This window comes from Vogesella sp. AC12, from assembly GCF_024437575.1.
GTDB classification, from domain to species: Bacteria; Pseudomonadota; Gammaproteobacteria; order Burkholderiales; family Chromobacteriaceae; genus Vogesella; species Vogesella indigofera.
Window position 1 is genome coordinate 35,146 of the sequence record NZ_JANFNU010000008.1, and the last position, 14,024, is coordinate 49,169.

The following is a 14,024-nucleotide window of genomic DNA, read 5'->3' on the forward strand; positions in this document are numbered from 1 at the left end:
TCAACCTTGGCAAGGTTGCGCTCTACCAACTGAGCTATTCCCGCGTCGCATGATACTGCTGTACATCTGTAAAACCGGTGTGGAGCGGGAAACGAGGCTCGAACTCGCGACCTCAACCTTGGCAAGGTTGCGCTCTACCAACTGAGCTATTCCCGCATCACTTCTCGTCGTCGCTGTGTTACTGCGTTGTCGAGAGCTGCGAATTATAATGACCAAAAAATTATTGTCAACCTCTCACAGCTCGATTTTTTTGCCGGAAAACTGCGTGGCGGCCATCTTCAGGTAGTAAACCATTGACCACAAAGTCAAAATAATGGCGACCACCATGAAAATATTTCCGAGGATCAGGGTGTCGATGGCCGGCAATACCGGGCCGGCGTACAACAACAACAGAATGGCGATCATCTGCGCCGCCGTTTTCAGCTTGCCGATATAGGCCACCGCCACGCTGCCGCGGCTGCCCTGCGCCGCCATCCACTCGCGCAAGGCCGAAATCGCGATCTCGCGCCCGATGATGATCATCGCCATCCAGCCCTCGGTGCGCCCCAGCTCCACCAGCAGGATCAGCGCCGCCGCCACGATCAGCTTGTCGGCCACCGGGTCCAGGAAGGCGCCAAAGGCCGAGGTCTGCCCCAGGCGGCGTGCCAGGTAGCCGTCCAGCCAGTCGGTGGCCGCGGCCAGTGCAAAGATGAAGGCACCGAGGCTATTGCGATGGTGGGACAGCAGCACGCTGTCTGGGAGGAAGAACACGGCCACGCAGACGGGGATCAGGGCGACGCGCAGCCAGGTCAGGAAAATCGGCAGGTTGAAGGGCATTATCCGGGTGTCTTTATTCAGTGCAGGGCTTGGTAAATTTTTTCTGCCAGCGCGCGGCTGATGCCGTCTACTTGCGCCAGATCGTCGATGCTTGCCGCCACCACGCCGCGCAGGCCGCCGAAACGGGTCAGCAGCCGCTGGCGCCGTGTCGGGCCGACGCCGGCGATGTCCTCCAGCGTCGAACTGGTGCGCGCCTTGGCACGGCGCGCGCGGTGGCCGGTGATGGCGAAGCGGTGCGCCTCGTCGCGCACGGTCTGGATCAGGTGCAGCGCGGCGTGATCGCGCGGCAATTGTAGCGTCTTTTGCAAATGGGGAACGATCAACGTTTCCAGCCCCGGCTTGCGGCCTTCACCCTTGGCGACACCGACAATCGGCACGTCGACGCCGACCTCGGCCAGCACTTCCAGCGCCACGCCGACCTGGCCCTTGCCGCCGTCGATCAGCAGCACGTCGGGCAGCCTGCCCTCGCCGGCCGCCAGTTTGCTGTAGCGGCGGGTCAGCGCCTCGCGCATGGCGCCGTAGTCGTCACCGGCGGCGGCGGTCTCGATATTGAAGCGGCGGTATTCCGACGGCTGCATGCCGCCACGGTCGTACACCACGCACGACGCCACGGTAGCCTCGCCCATGGTGTGGCTGATGTCGAAGCACTCCAGCCGTGCCACCTCCTCCACCTCCATCAGCTGTGCCAACGCTGCGAGGCGGGCGTTCTGGCTGGCGGCACTGGCCAGGCGCTGGCTGATCGCCAGCTGCGCGTTCTTCTGTGCCATCTCCAGCCACACGCGACGTTCGCCGATCGGGTTGCCGATGAATGCCAACCGCTTTTGCGCCTGCTCGACCAGCAGCTGCTGCAACTCCGGCGCCACCGTTTCGTTGTGGATGATGGCCGCCGGCAGCGGTGCGCCGAGGTAATGCTGGGCGAGGAAGGCCTCAAGGTTGGCAGCAAGGCTGTCGGCGGCGTTGAGCGGAAACAGGCTCTTGTCGCCGAGGTGACGGCCACCGCGGATCATCACCAGGTTGACACACACCACGCCGCCGTCGCTGGCGATGGCGATCACGTCGGCGTCGAGCTGGCTGGTATTGCTGGAAATGAACTGCTTTTCCTGCACCCGCGCCAGCGCCTGGATCTGGTCGCGCAATTCGGCCGCCTGCTCGAAATGCATCGCCTCCGATGCGGCCAACATGCGCGCGGTGAGCAGGTCGATCAGCTCGTTGTGCTTGCCCTGCAGAAAGGTGACCGCGCTCTGCACGTCGGCACGGTAGGCTTCGCTGCTGATCTCGCCGGTACACGGCGCCGAGCAGCGCTTGATCTGGAACAGCAGGCAGGGGCGCGAGCGATTGGCGAACACACTGTCCTCGCAGGTGCGCAGGCGGAACACCTTCTGCAGCACCTGGATGCTTTCGCGCACCGCGTAGCCGTTGGGATAAGGACCAAAGTACTGGTGCGGCTTTTTCGGCTCACCGCGGAAATAGGCCAGCTGCGGGAAGGCGTGCCCGGACACCATCAGGTAGGGATAGGACTTGTCGTCGCGGAACAGGATGTTGTACTTGGGGGTCAGCGCCTTGATCAGGTTGTTTTCCAGGATCAGCGCTTCGGCCTCGCTGCGCACCACGGTGGTGTCGATGGCGGCAATCTGGCGCACCATCAGCTGGATGCGCGGGCTGTGGTCGCTCTTCTGGAAGTAGGAGCTGACGCGTTTCTTCAGGTCGATGGCCTTGCCGACATACAGCACGTTGCCAGCGGCATCGAGCATGCGGTACACCCCCGGCAGGCTCGGCAGGTTGGCCAGGAAGGCCTTGGCATCGAAGGCCGGCGACTTAGTTGCCACACCAGGTCCTGACGTGATCGCGCGCGGCGGCGATGGCGGCGCTCAGCGTCGCCTCCGACTGCGGCGCGGCCTTGGTGGTCGCCTTGGGCTGGTTCAGGCTTTCCAGTTTTGCCAGGTGGCTACGCGCGGTGCTGCAGTTTTCCTGCTTGATCTTGCGGTTGTGCTCGTCGATGCGATCGTTGAGCTGCTTCACCTGCTGCGGCAGGCCGCCGTCGCTGGCCGGTGCCGAGGCCGGGCTGGCCGCCGAGGCCGGCAGCGGGCGCAGCTTCACCGTTTCCGACTTGCGACCCTGCGGTGGCGGTTGGTCGGAAAACACGGTGCGGCCATTGCCGTCCACCCAGCGATAGACCTGTGCCTGCGCCGCCGTTGCCAGCAGCAGTGCGCCCAGAAACACCCCGTAAACAGCCTTCATCACCTCTCGCCTCCCGCCTTACCATGAATCGCCATTCTAGCGTGCGCCCGCCATGGCAGACAGCTTTGTTGCGACCGTGCCCGCCACCGGCGCGCACCTCATTCGCCACTGCCTTTTGCACTGCGTGCGCGGGATCGGTATAATGCGTTTTTGCCGCTAAAGGAAAGCAAGATGCGCATCATCGAGAAGGCCTACACTTTCGACGACGTTCTCCTCGTGCCGGCCCACTCCGCCGTTCTGCCACGTGACGTTGCCCTGTCCACTCGCCTCACCCGTAACATCAGCCTGAATCTGCCCCTGGTCTCCGCTGCAATGGATACCGTCACCGAATCGCGTCTGGCGATTGCGATGGCCCAGGAAGGCGGCATCGGCATCATTCACAAGAACATGACCGCCGAGCAGCAAGCGCTGGAAGTGTCCAAGGTGAAGCGTTACGAAAGCGGCGTGGTCAAGGACCCGATCACCATCGCCCCGGACATGCTGGTACGCGACCTGGTGTTGCTGACCCGTCAGCACAAGATCTCCGGTCTGCCCGTGGTTCAGGATGGCAAGGTAGTGGGTATCGTCACCAACCGTGACCTGCGTTTCGAGACCCGTCTCGACCAGCCGGTGGCCTCCATCATGACCCCGCGCGAGCGTCTGGTGACGGTGAAGGAAGGTGGCAGCATCGATGAAGCGCGCGAGCTGATGCACAAGCATCGCCTGGAGCGGGTACTGGTGATCAATGACGCCTTCGAGCTGAAGGGTCTGATTACCGTCAAGGACATCGTCAAGACCAGCGAACACCCGAACGCCAACAAGGACAGCCAGGGTCGCCTGCGCGTCGGCGCGGCAGTCGGTACCGGTGGTGACACCGCCGACCGCGTGGCAGCACTGGTAGCTGCCGGCGTCGACGTGATCGTGGTCGATACCGCCCACGGCCACAGCCAGGGCGTACTGGACCGCGTGAAGTGGGTGAAGGATACCTTCCCGCAGGTGGACGTGATCGGTGGCAACATCGCCACCGCCGACGCTGCCCGCGCACTGGTGGCCGCTGGCGCCGACGGCGTGAAAGTGGGCATTGGCCCAGGCTCGATCTGCACCACCCGTATCGTGGCCGGTGTCGGTGTACCGCAGCTGACCGCCATCCACAACGTGTCCGAAGCGCTGAAAGGCACCGGCGTGCCGATGATCGCCGACGGCGGCATCCGCTTCTCCGGTGACATCTCCAAGGCGCTGGCCGCCGGCGGCAACGCCGTGATGCTGGGCGGCATGTTCGCCGGCACCGAAGAAGCCCCGGGTGAAGTCGAGCTGTACCAGGGCCGTTCCTACAAGTCCTATCGCGGCATGGGCAGCCTGGGCGCGATGAGCCAGGGTTCCGCCGACCGCTACTTCCAGGACGGCAACAGCAACGCCGACAAGTTCGTGCCGGAAGGCATCGAAGGCCGTGTCGCCTACAAGGGCCCGATCGCCCAGGTGATCCACCAGCTGGTGGGCGGCCTGCGTTCCTCGATGGGCTATCTGGGTTGCAAGACCATCGACGAAATGCACGACAAGGCCGGCTTTGTGGAGATCACTTCCGCCGGCATGCGCGAATCGCACGTGCACGACGTACAGATCACCAAGGAAGCACCGAACTACAACGTCGGCGGTTAAGCCCCAACGTTGGCCGCAAAAAACCCCCTGTTGCGAAACAGGGGGTTTTTTTGTTGGTGGCCGGTACCTGACGGCAGCGGCTGCCGGTTTACTCCGACTGCACCAGGATTTCCTGCGCCCACACCATGGCGTCGATGTGCGCCTTGTTGACGTCGGCCGGCTCCAGCTTCAGCAGCTCGGCCAGCGCCACGATGCGGTCGGCGTTGTCCTGCTCCGCAGAAATGGCCAGCGCCAGATACGGCGCGAACATGCCGCGCTGGTTGAGCAGCGCATCGGCCACCGTCGGCGGCAGGTCCAGCGGCGACAGCGCGCTGGCCATCTCCACGTGCATCAGCGCGTCCAGCAGCGAGAACATGCCGGACAGGAACAGGTGCTCGCACTCCAGGCGGTTGTTGCCGCCCAGCTTGCCCAGCGTCTCCATGAAGCGGGCGCGGAACAGCGAGCGCTCCAGCAGCGCCACCGAGCGGCCGTCGTCCTTGCGTGAGGTGAACAGCAGCAGCGTCAACCACTTGAACAGCGATTCGCGCCCCAGCAGCAGCAGCGACTCCTCGATCGACATCACCTTGCGCGACAGGCCGTTGGCCGGCGAGTTGATGAAGCGCAGCAGCTTGAACAGCAGCACCGAATCCAGCTTGAACTGGGCGTCGATCTCCTGCGTTTCCGCCCCGGCACGCAGCAGGCGCATGATTTCCAGCACCCGCATCTGGCTGGCGTCGGCCTTGCCGGCGGACTGCGAACGCACCGCGGTCAGGAACGCGCCCTGGAACAGCACGAAGCGCTTGGCGGCGCCCGGCGTCTTGACACAGACATCGAAGTCCTCGCTGGAGCTGATATTGCGCGCATACCAGCGCGCGGCGGGATAACGCGCCAGCATCTGGTCCATGAACGGCGCCAGCACCTCGTCGGCGGCGCCGCTGAAGTCGAGGATCAGCAGGTCGATGCGGGAGAACAGCTCGTCCTGCAGCGCTTCCGGCAGCACGCGGCGGTCGAACAGCGACGGCTCCAGCGCAAAGCGGCGGCCCTGTGCGCGATGCTGGTCGATCAGCGCGATGGTGCTGTTGCTGACCGGATCGTCGATCGCCGGATTGAGCACGAAATAGACGCGGTCGCTGGGAAAAGCCTCCAGCGACGCGTCCTGCAGCGACAGCGTCGACACGTGCACCAGCGCACGGCGCGAATTCAGCAGCCGGAACACGTCCATGTTGATCAGCGTACTGATCATCAGCCGGTCGAACTGCAGCCACTGCCCGGCCGACGACTCGCGGCGCTTGACGGTATCGCGCACCATGAACTCGTAGGCCACCACCCGCTGCTGCAGGTCATGCAGCGGCTGATGGGTGACAAAGCCCAGCGTGTGCGGCAACACGATATTGTCGCCACTCTCCGCGGCCGGCGTGCTGGCGGCGGCGGTTTTCACCTCGCGGCTTTCCTTGGCTTCCTGTGCTTGTCCCTTGCCGGTCAAGCTGCCAAACAGACTTTTGAACATGGCAAACCCTATTGTGTGCGAACGACGGGCAGCCTGATGCTGCCTCTTGGATGGAAGAGCGCTTAGCCGATGCGGCCGGGAATGCGCGGGGTATCGACCCGCACATCGCCGCACTGCGCGCGGTGGCGCAGCGCGTGGTCGATCAGCACCAGTGCCAGCATCGCCTCGGCGATCGGCGTGGCGCGGATACCGACGCAGGGGTCGTGGCGGCCGTGGGTCTCGACCATGATCGCCTCGCCGGCCTTGTTGATGGAGCGGCGCGGCTGCGCGATCGACGACGTCGGCTTGATCGCCATCGACACTTCGATCTGCTGGCCGGTGGAAATGCCGCCGAGGATGCCGCCGGCGTGATTGCTGGCAAAGCCCTGCGGCGTCAGCTCGTCGCCGTGCTCGCTACCGCGCTGGGTGACGCAGCCGAAGCCGGCACCGATCTCGACGCCCTTCACCGCGTTGATGTTCATCATCGCGTAGGCAATGTCGGCGTCGAGGCGGTCGTACACCGGCTCGCCCCAGCCCACCGGCACATTGTCGGCCACCACGCGCAGGCGTGCGCCGACCGAATCCAGGCTCTTGCGGATGCTGTCCATGTACGCTTCCAGCGCGTCGACCTTGCTGGCGTCGGCGGCGAAGAACGGGTTGTTGCCGACCTCGTCCCAGCTCTGGAACGGGATCTCGATGTCGCCGATCTGCGTCATGTGGCCGCGGATCACGATGCCGTATTGTTCATGCAGCCATTTCTTGGCAATGGCGCCGGCGGCGACCCGCACCGCGGTCTCGCGCGCCGAGGAACGGCCGCCACCGCGCGGGTCGCGGATGCCGTACTTGTGCCAGTAGGTGTAGTCGGCGTGGCCGGGGCGGAAGGTGTCGGCGATATTGCCGTAGTCCTTGCTGCGCTGGTCGGTGTTGCGGATCAACAGCGCAATCGGCGTGCCGGTGGTCTTGCCCTCGTACACGCCGGACAGGATCTCGACGGTGTCCGGCTCGCGGCGCTGGGTGACGTGGCGGCTGGTGCCGGGCTTGCGGCGGTCCAGCTCGGCCTGGATGTCGGCTTCGGACAGGGTCATGCCCGGAGGGCAGCCGTCAACAATGCAGCCGATTCCCGGCCCGTGGCTTTCGCCGAATGAAGTAACAGTAAACAGCAGGCCCATGCTATTGCCAGACATCGCTTTATCCTTGCCTATTTTTTGGTGATCGCTGCTGATTCTAGCACGGACCGGCAACGCTGCCGGCGCTTGCACAGCGTCACAATTCACCAAACCGCACCGCCGCCGGGCGCGCGCCACCCGCTAAAACGGCGTCATCGGCCGGCCCGCGGCCCGGGCGCGCCGGCCGCCAACATGGCGGCCAACGTTGGCCGCAAAAAAAGCGCCCCGCAGGGCGCTGTGCTTGTGGCGAAGCGGCCGCTCACCACGGCATGTTGCCGCCGCGGCGGCGGTACCAGCCGGTGACCGACAGCCGCTGCTGCCGTGCCGGCAGCACCTCGTGCCAGAAGCGGTCGGACAGGAACAGTACCAGCGTGCCGGCTTCCGGCTCGACGTCGATGAACTCGCGGCAGTCGGCATCCAGATAGAGGCGGATCTGGCCGCCGGCCTGCTGCGGCCAGGCCTCATTCAGATAAAACACCGTGGTCAGCGTGCGCGCGTCGTCGTCCTGGAAGCGGTCGAGATGCTTCTTGTAGAACGCGCCTTCCGGATACACCGCGAAGTGCGACTCCAGCTCGACGAGGCCGAGGTACAGGCCGCGATTGACCGCCTGCATGATGTCGTCCATCGCCGCGTTGTAGGCCTGCACCGCCGGCAGCGCCGCCACCTGGTCCAGCCACAGCACCGAATCGGAACGGATCTCGGCACGGCGCGCCTGGCCGTCGGCGCGGCCGGTGGCGGCCTCGTGGAACAAGCCCTGCTGCCACACGTCGAGGCAGGCGGTGCGCAGGTTGGCGGTCATGGCGGCGGACAGCGCGTGCGGGATCACCACCCAGCCCTCGCTGGCGAGGGTGTCGATGACGTGGTCGAGGTCGAATTGCAGTTGGGACATGGCCGGAAACGGTCGCAAGGATAAACACAGCCCGCTTTCTACCACAGCCGGCCGCCGGCGGCGAATGCGCCAGGTCAAGCCCGTCGCAGTTTCCCGCCTGGCATCGGTGCCGGCTTGCGGCCAACGTTGGCCGCAAGCCGTGCTCAGTAGTTTTCCTGCACCATGCCGTAGCGCCCGGCCAGCCATTCCAGCACCAGCGGGAAATGGTCGCGCACCGCGTCGGGGTGGGTCAGCAGGCTGACGTGGTTGTAGTCGTGGCGATGGCCGCTGTGGCGCGCCAGCAGCCGCAGCCGCGACAGGTGCGTGCCGCTTTCGTCGCGAAAGCGCTTCACGTCGGCCGGGTGGCCGCGGCAGGGATCGTTCTGCGCGGCGAAGTACAAGGCCGGCGGCAGTTGCTGCGTCTGCGCCGCCTGGTGGTAGTCGAAGCGGTCGTCGCTGTCCAGCCACGGCCGATTCTGTGCCCAGAGCTTGCTCTGACGGTGGCTCTTGTCAGTTTCATCGTCGGCGCCGAGGCCAAGACGGCGCGCCGGCAGGTAGCCGACGCTGCGGCACAGCACGCGGCCGACGATGTTCCACAGCAGATCGACTTCCAGCAGCTTGTTGAGATTGCGCACGCGCACGCTGCGCTTGCTGCCGAAGTAGACCAGGCTGGCCACCTGCGCGATCAGCTGCGGCTGGCGCAGCAGGCAGCTGCTCATGTGCACGCCGCCCCAGGAGTGCGCCATCCAGTGCACCGCCACCTCGCCCTTCAGCTGGCGGATCGCCGCCTGCAGCGCCGGCAGGTCTTCGGTGATGGTTTCGGTCTGGCCGTGACGCGCACCGCGGCCGATGCGCGGCGTGCTGCGGCCGCGACCGCGCAGGTCGGCGACGAACACGTCGTAGCCGTGGCGCGCCAGATAGTGCGCCAGCCCCTTGCCGTTGTCGGAATAGAAGATACGGCCGTTGGCCATCACCCCGTGCAGCAGCAGCACTGGCGCGCCGTCCTTTTCCGGATGGCGGATGCGCTTCAGGTACAGCGTGTCGGTGGCGGTGACCGGCACCCACAGATCGTGTTCGCGGTTTGTCATGATTCCTCGTGTGTCGCGGATGATGGTCTACGCCATCATTAAAACAAGCGCTTGAATCATCCAAGGGAATGACGCTGACGTCAATCGGCAGCCAGCGCCCCCATCTCCCCCCGCCACGCAGCGGTCCCGGCGTGCATCGCCATAGTGCCGCGCGCACAAAAGCCGTAGACTGCCGCCTTCACGAATTCACGCCCCGCGCCCGCCCATGCCCTTTTCCACCCTCGGCCTTGATCCGGCGCTGCTGCACGCGCTGGACGAACAGGGCTTCCACACCGCCACCGCCATCCAGCGCGAGGCGATCCCGGCGATCCTGCACGGCCGCGACCTGCTGGCCACCGCCCGCACCGGCTCCGGCAAGACCGCCGCCTACTGCCTGCCGCTGTTGCAGCGCTGGCAGCACGGTCGCCATGACGGCAAGCAGCCGACGCTGCTGGTGCTGCTGCCGACGCGCGAGCTGGCGCAACAGGTCGGCAGCGTGCTGCAACAGCTGGCCCGCCACCTGCCGCCGCCGAAGATCGTCACCGTCTACGGTGGCGTGTCGCTCAATCCGCAGCTGATGGCGCTGCGCGGTGGCGCCGACATCATCGTCGCCACCCCCGGCCGGCTGCTGGAGCTGCTGGCCAACAACGCGCTGCGCCTGGACCAGGTGCGCACCCTGGTGCTGGACGAGGCCGACCGCCTGCTGGAACAGGGCTTTGCCGACGAGCTGGAACAGGTGCTGGCCGAACTGCCGCTACAGCGCCAGACGCTGCTGTTCTCCGCCACCTTTGCGGCCAACGTGCAACAGCTGGCAACAAGGCTGCTCACCGACGCGCAGCGCATCCACATCGCGGAACAGGCGCCGGACATCCGCCAGCGCGCGATCGAGGTCGATAGCCGTCAGCGTACCGCGCTGCTGTGCCGGCTGATCGCAGAGCAGGAGGGCGCGCGCATGCTGGTCTTCGTCGCCAGCAAACAGGGCGCCAGCGAACTGGCGCAGACGCTGCAGCGCGAGGGCATCCGCGCCGCCGCGCTGTTCGGCGAGCTGGCGCAAGGCCGCCGTGAACGCGTGCTGGAGAACCTGAAGGACGGCACGCTGCAGGTGATCGTCGCCACCGACCTCGCCGCGCGCGGCATCGACATCCCGGCTCTGCCGGTGGTGATCAACTACGACCTGCCGCGCTCGCCGCAGGACTACACCCACCGCATCGGCCGCACCGGCCGCGCCGGCGAAAGCGGCCTCGCCATCAGCCTGATCGACGCCGACAGCCGCGCCCACTTCCGCCTGATCGAGAAGCGGCTGCAGCTGAAACTGCCGCGCGAGCAGCTGGCCGGCTTCGTGCCGGTTGACCAGCCCTCGCCAAGGTTGGCCGCAGCCGACGACAACGGCGGCATCAAGGGCAAGCGCCCGAGCAAGAAGGACAAGCTGCGCGCCGCCGCCGCAGAAGCCGCCGCACAGCAGGCCGCCAAGCCGGACTGAACCGAGTTAACGCAAGCAACAAAAAACCCCGCCCGGCAGCGCCGGCGGGGTTTTTCATGTCTAGCTGACCGCGGCCAGGCCTCAGCCCTGCCAGCGCTCCTCGCGCCACTCGGCCATCGCCGCATTGTCGAGGAAGGTCCACGCCACGAAGCGGCTGATCTTCTGCCCCTGCGCCATGTTGACGGTCTTGACCTGCTTGGCGCCCAGCTTGCGCAGCTGGCGGTACAGCTCGTGCAGGTGCGCCTCGCGCGACACCAGCGAGGTGAACCAGCAGCACTGCGCGGCAAACTCGCGGCTCTCCTGCGCCATGGTGCGCAGGAAGGCGACTTCGCCGCCGTCGCACCACAGCTCGGCGTGCTGGCCGCCGAAGTTCAGCACCGGCTTGTCCGGCACCTCGCCGGTGAGGTTGGTCACCTTGCGCCGCGACACCGCCTCGGCTTCTTCTGCCGAGGCATGGAACGGCGGGTTGCACAGCGTGACGTCGAAACGGTCCTTGCGCTGGATGACGCCGGCAAATACCTTGCCCGCGTCCGCCTGCAGCCGCAGCGTCAGCGCGCCGGACAGCACCGGGTTGAAATCGGCAATCGCCTTCGCGGCTTTCAGCGACACCGGATCGATGTCGCTGCCGACAAAGCGCCAGCCGTACACGCTGCGGCCGATGATTGGGTACACGCAGTTGGCGCCGACGCCGACATCCAGCACGTTGACGCGCGGCGGCACCGTGCCGTCGTTGCAGCCGGCGAGCAGGTCGGCGAGATGGTGGATGTAGTCGGCGCGCCCCGGAATCGGCGGGCACAGGTAGCCCGGCGGCAGATCCCAGAAGCCGATGCCGTAGTAGTGCGCCAGCAGCGCGCGGTTCAGCGCCTTGACCGCCGCCGGATCGGCGAAATCGACGCTGTCGTCGCCGTAGTCGTTGGGGCGCACAAAGGCGGCCAGCTCCGGCAGGCTGGCGATCAGCGCCGGGAAGTCATAGCGCTGGCGATGGGCATTGCGCGGGTGCAGACCGGCTTTGCCGGTTGGTTTGGGTGTGGCTATCATGAGGTATACCGCAAAAACAATGGCCGGATTGTACGGGGTTATCGCGCCGGCTGCTGGATTGCCGGCACCACACCAGCGTCAACCGCGGCAGGTTGACGACCATTGCGGCCAACCTTGGCCGCCCAAGGGGCGGATGCGGCCAGACGCCACAATACATGTGCGCCACCGCACCGACATGACACCCCGCGTGTCGCACTCTTGTACTCAATTGCGGGCCTGAACGCGCCCCTCTCCGAGTTGGCGCTGCCCGCACACCCCATCGCCACCGCTAGCGGCCTGTGCACGCAGGCAAACGACTGGCTACGCCAGCGCCGCGCGGCGGCGACAAGAGCGGGCGCCCTGCCCGCAAGGAGGCTTGATCATGAACACCATCCACTCACAACAGTATTCAGCGCTGATGCTGGGCTTGCTGCTCGGACTGTCCCCCCTGGCGCTGCACGCCGACGACACCATGCCTGCCACGCTGCAGGCCGCCAATCTGCAAATACAGCAACAGAACGGCATCGCCTATCTCAGTGGCGGCGTCGGCCAGGACGAATCGCAGGCCATCAAACAGAGTGCCGGCTACAGCCTGCACCTGACCTTTTCCGAAGGAACCGGCCAATATGTGGTCGGCGTCGATGTCGACATCCGCACCAGCAAGGGACAGCCGGTGCTGTCGCTGCAACAGGTCGGGCCACTGCTGTATGCCGACCTGCCGGCCGGCAGCTACCGGGTGGACGCCAGCTATATGGGCATGCGCCAGCAGCGCAACGTGCAACTGGGCCGGAACGGCTCGCGCAGCCTGAACTTCAACTGGCGCTAGCGCAAGCCAGCCCGGCGCTCAGGCCAGCTGACCGGGATTGACGCTTTCGAACTTGTGCCACACCCGCCGCATGTCGCGCGCCGAGGCAAAACCGGCGCCTTCGGCGGCGCGTTCCACCGCCACGCCCTGCTGCAACAGCTGGCGCACCACCGCCACCCGCAGCCGCTGCTGGTATTCGACGATGCCGACACCAGCCTGCTCGCGGAACAGCCGCGTCAGATGGCGCGGGCTGAGATGGACGCGCTCGGCCAGCGCCTCCACCGGCCAGCGCAGCGCCGGATCGCGCGCGATCAGGTCCTGCGCGCGGTGCACCGCCGGGTGCAGGTGATTGCGGAACGCCAGCCACGGCGACAGCTGCGGATCGTCGCCGGCGCGGCGGCTGTACAGCACCATGCGTCGCGCCACGCGGGCGGCGATGTCGGCACCGGCGTGGCGCTCGATCAGCGCCAGCGCCAGATCCATGCCGGTGGTGATGCCGGCCGAGGTGGCGATGTGGCCGTCCTCGACAAACACGCGGTTGTCCAGCACCCGCGCCTTCGGCGCCAGCACCGCCAGCTTGGCGGTAAGGCTGTGGTGGGTGGTGCAGGCGCGGCCGTCGAGCAGCCCGGCCATGCCGGCCAACAGCGCGCCGGAGCACACCGTCGCCAGGCTCACCTGCGGCGTGATGTGCTGCTGCAGCCAGTCGATCAGCCGCTGCGCCGCCGGCGTGGCGTAGTCGGCATCCTCGTCCACCGTGCCGCACAGGATCACCAGGCTGCCGTCAGCCAACACCTCGGGCAGCGGGTCGATCCGCGACGTGAGTCCCAGCGAGCTGACGCACTCCGGCTCCGGCCCGGCGACGTGCAGGCGGAACGGCGCACCCTCGTCGATGGCCATGCGCAGCGCCTCGGCCGGGCCGACGAAATCCAGCGCCAGATAGCGCGGTGTGAGCAGGAAGATGATGTCGATCACGAAAGAACCTGAACCTCATCAAAATCAAAAATATCAAAAAACGAGATGACGTTACTTACGACATCAACGAAGTTGCGCCAACTGCCATCATCAAGTTTGATCCAGACATAACTCGCTTCGGCAAAAAAACCGGACCCAAATGGGGCACTGAATAATCCATCATGGCTAGTTGCATCCAGCTGATCAGAATGCTCCAGTACCCGCGGCGATTTATTCCCACGCGTTTCATTAGTGAGAATGCAGTGTTTACTTGCATCACAAACATCCCTGACTAACAAGAAATCTGGGCACTTCACCGCAATGGCCTCGGAAATCTTTGTTACCCCCCAACCTTGATTTGCCTGAGCCTTCAAGTAGTCCACCAAATGGTAAAGAACGATTGCAGCCAATCTGGCTCTTCTGACACTGAAGGGGTCATGCAGAAACTCGTCAACAGTTGGCTTTACTGTTTCCCGAAAATAGCTCTGAGCAACATTCACTGCCACTTTTTCCCCT

13 protein-coding genes and 1 tRNA gene are annotated in these 14,024 nt (G+C 65.6%); 3 read left to right on the plus strand and 11 right to left on the minus strand.

All coding sequences use genetic code 11. The features are described from left to right. Positions 1-80: 80 nt before the first annotated feature. From NOM55_RS12520 to NOM55_RS12535, 4 genes are all read right to left on the minus strand, one after another. Positions 81-156, minus strand: a tRNA-Gly gene (locus NOM55_RS12520). A gap of 78 nt (positions 157-234) precedes the next feature. Beyond that, complete coding sequence (gene pgsA / locus NOM55_RS12525; protein WP_047965652.1) at positions 235-816, minus strand: CDP-diacylglycerol--glycerol-3-phosphate 3-phosphatidyltransferase; 582 nt, start codon at positions 814-816, stop codon at positions 235-237. Between the two features lie 17 nt (positions 817-833). Further along, complete coding sequence (uvrC, locus tag NOM55_RS12530; RefSeq protein WP_255908839.1) at positions 834-2,642, minus strand: excinuclease ABC subunit UvrC; 1,809 nt, start codon at positions 2,640-2,642, stop codon at positions 834-836. Next, on the minus strand, positions 2,632-3,054 hold the full coding sequence (locus NOM55_RS12535; RefSeq protein WP_255908840.1) for a DUF4124 domain-containing protein: 423 nt from the start codon (positions 3,052-3,054) through the stop codon (positions 2,632-2,634). The genes uvrC and NOM55_RS12535 overlap by 11 nt, the downstream gene beginning before the upstream one ends. A 171-nt stretch (positions 3,055-3,225) precedes the next feature. Between NOM55_RS12535 and guaB the strand changes: the two genes are divergently transcribed. After that, positions 3,226-4,689 (plus strand): IMP dehydrogenase, encoded by a 1,464-nt coding sequence (guaB, locus tag NOM55_RS12540; protein WP_120810934.1) that lies wholly within the window; start codon positions 3,226-3,228, stop codon positions 4,687-4,689. Between the two features lie 88 nt (positions 4,690-4,777). Here the strand turns inward: guaB and NOM55_RS12545 are convergent, their stop codons facing one another. From NOM55_RS12545 to NOM55_RS12560, 4 genes are all read right to left on the minus strand, one after another. Continuing rightward, positions 4,778-6,175 carry an EAL and HDOD domain-containing protein gene (locus tag NOM55_RS12545; RefSeq protein WP_047965654.1) on the minus strand — a complete coding sequence of 466 codons (1,398 nt, stop codon included), beginning with the start codon at positions 6,173-6,175 and terminating at the stop codon, positions 4,778-4,780. A gap of 62 nt (positions 6,176-6,237) precedes the next feature. Continuing rightward, positions 6,238-7,338, minus strand: coding sequence for a chorismate synthase (aroC, locus tag NOM55_RS12550; RefSeq protein ID WP_120810807.1), 1,101 nt, complete (start codon positions 7,336-7,338; stop codon positions 6,238-6,240). Positions 7,339-7,579: 241 nt separating this feature from the next. After that, complete coding sequence (locus NOM55_RS12555; RefSeq protein WP_047965656.1) at positions 7,580-8,209, minus strand: 2OG-Fe(II) oxygenase; 630 nt, start codon at positions 8,207-8,209, stop codon at positions 7,580-7,582. Between the two features lie 143 nt (positions 8,210-8,352). Next, the gene (locus NOM55_RS12560; protein ID WP_255908841.1) at positions 8,353-9,276 is read right to left on the minus strand and encodes an alpha/beta fold hydrolase; all 924 of its coding nucleotides are present in this window, start codon (positions 9,274-9,276) and stop codon (positions 8,353-8,355) included. A gap of 205 nt (positions 9,277-9,481) precedes the next feature. On the opposite strand from NOM55_RS12560, the gene NOM55_RS12565 reads away from it, so the two are divergent. After that, positions 9,482-10,735: a DEAD/DEAH box helicase gene (locus NOM55_RS12565; protein ID WP_255908842.1), complete on the plus strand. Its 1,254-nt coding sequence runs from the start codon at positions 9,482-9,484 to the stop codon at positions 10,733-10,735. Between the two features lie 81 nt (positions 10,736-10,816). Here NOM55_RS12565 and rlmF read toward each other — a convergent pair whose 3' ends face one another. Beyond that, positions 10,817-11,773, minus strand: a complete 957-nt coding sequence (rlmF, locus tag NOM55_RS12570; RefSeq protein ID WP_255908843.1) for a 23S rRNA (adenine(1618)-N(6))-methyltransferase RlmF — start codon at positions 11,771-11,773, stop codon at positions 10,817-10,819. Positions 11,774-12,134: 361 nt separating this feature from the next. Between rlmF and NOM55_RS12575 the strand changes: the two genes are divergently transcribed. Next, complete coding sequence (locus NOM55_RS12575) at positions 12,135-12,578, plus strand: hypothetical protein (RefSeq protein ID WP_255908844.1); 444 nt, start codon at positions 12,135-12,137, stop codon at positions 12,576-12,578. Between the two features lie 18 nt (positions 12,579-12,596). Here NOM55_RS12575 and NOM55_RS12580 read toward each other — a convergent pair whose 3' ends face one another. Both NOM55_RS12580 and NOM55_RS12585 read right to left on the minus strand, forming a co-directional pair. Then, a complete protein-coding gene (locus NOM55_RS12580; RefSeq protein ID WP_255908845.1) occupies positions 12,597-13,529 on the minus strand; it encodes a helix-turn-helix domain-containing protein in 933 nt (310 codons plus the stop codon). Then, entirely contained in the window at positions 13,526-14,014 is a 489-nt protein-coding gene (locus NOM55_RS12585) for a hypothetical protein (protein ID WP_255908846.1), read from the minus strand. Before NOM55_RS12585 ends, NOM55_RS12580 begins: the two co-directional genes overlap by 4 nt. Positions 14,015-14,024: the final 10 nt, after the last annotated feature.

Coding starts and splice junctions, on each gene's coding strand:
- pgsA (WP_047965652.1), bottom strand. CDS start 816: ATGCCCTTCAACCTGCCGATTTTCCTGACCTGGCTGCGCGTCGCCCTG.
- NOM55_RS12535 (WP_255908840.1), bottom strand. CDS start 3,054: ATGAAGGCTGTTTACGGGGTGTTTCTGGGCGCACTGCTGCTGGCAACG.
- guaB (WP_120810934.1), top strand. CDS start 3,226: ATGCGCATCATCGAGAAGGCCTACACTTTCGACGACGTTCTCCTCGTG.
- NOM55_RS12545 (WP_047965654.1), bottom strand. CDS start 6,175: ATGTTCAAAAGTCTGTTTGGCAGCTTGACCGGCAAGGGACAAGCACAG.
- aroC (WP_120810807.1), bottom strand. CDS start 7,338: ATGTCTGGCAATAGCATGGGCCTGCTGTTTACTGTTACTTCATTCGGC.
- NOM55_RS12555 (WP_047965656.1), bottom strand. CDS start 8,209: ATGTCCCAACTGCAATTCGACCTCGACCACGTCATCGACACCCTCGCC.
- NOM55_RS12560 (WP_255908841.1), bottom strand. CDS start 9,276: ATGACAAACCGCGAACACGATCTGTGGGTGCCGGTCACCGCCACCGAC.
- NOM55_RS12565 (WP_255908842.1), top strand. CDS start 9,482: ATGCCCTTTTCCACCCTCGGCCTTGATCCGGCGCTGCTGCACGCGCTG.
- rlmF (WP_255908843.1), bottom strand. CDS start 11,773: ATGATAGCCACACCCAAACCAACCGGCAAAGCCGGTCTGCACCCGCGC.
- NOM55_RS12575 (WP_255908844.1), top strand. CDS start 12,135: ATGAACACCATCCACTCACAACAGTATTCAGCGCTGATGCTGGGCTTG.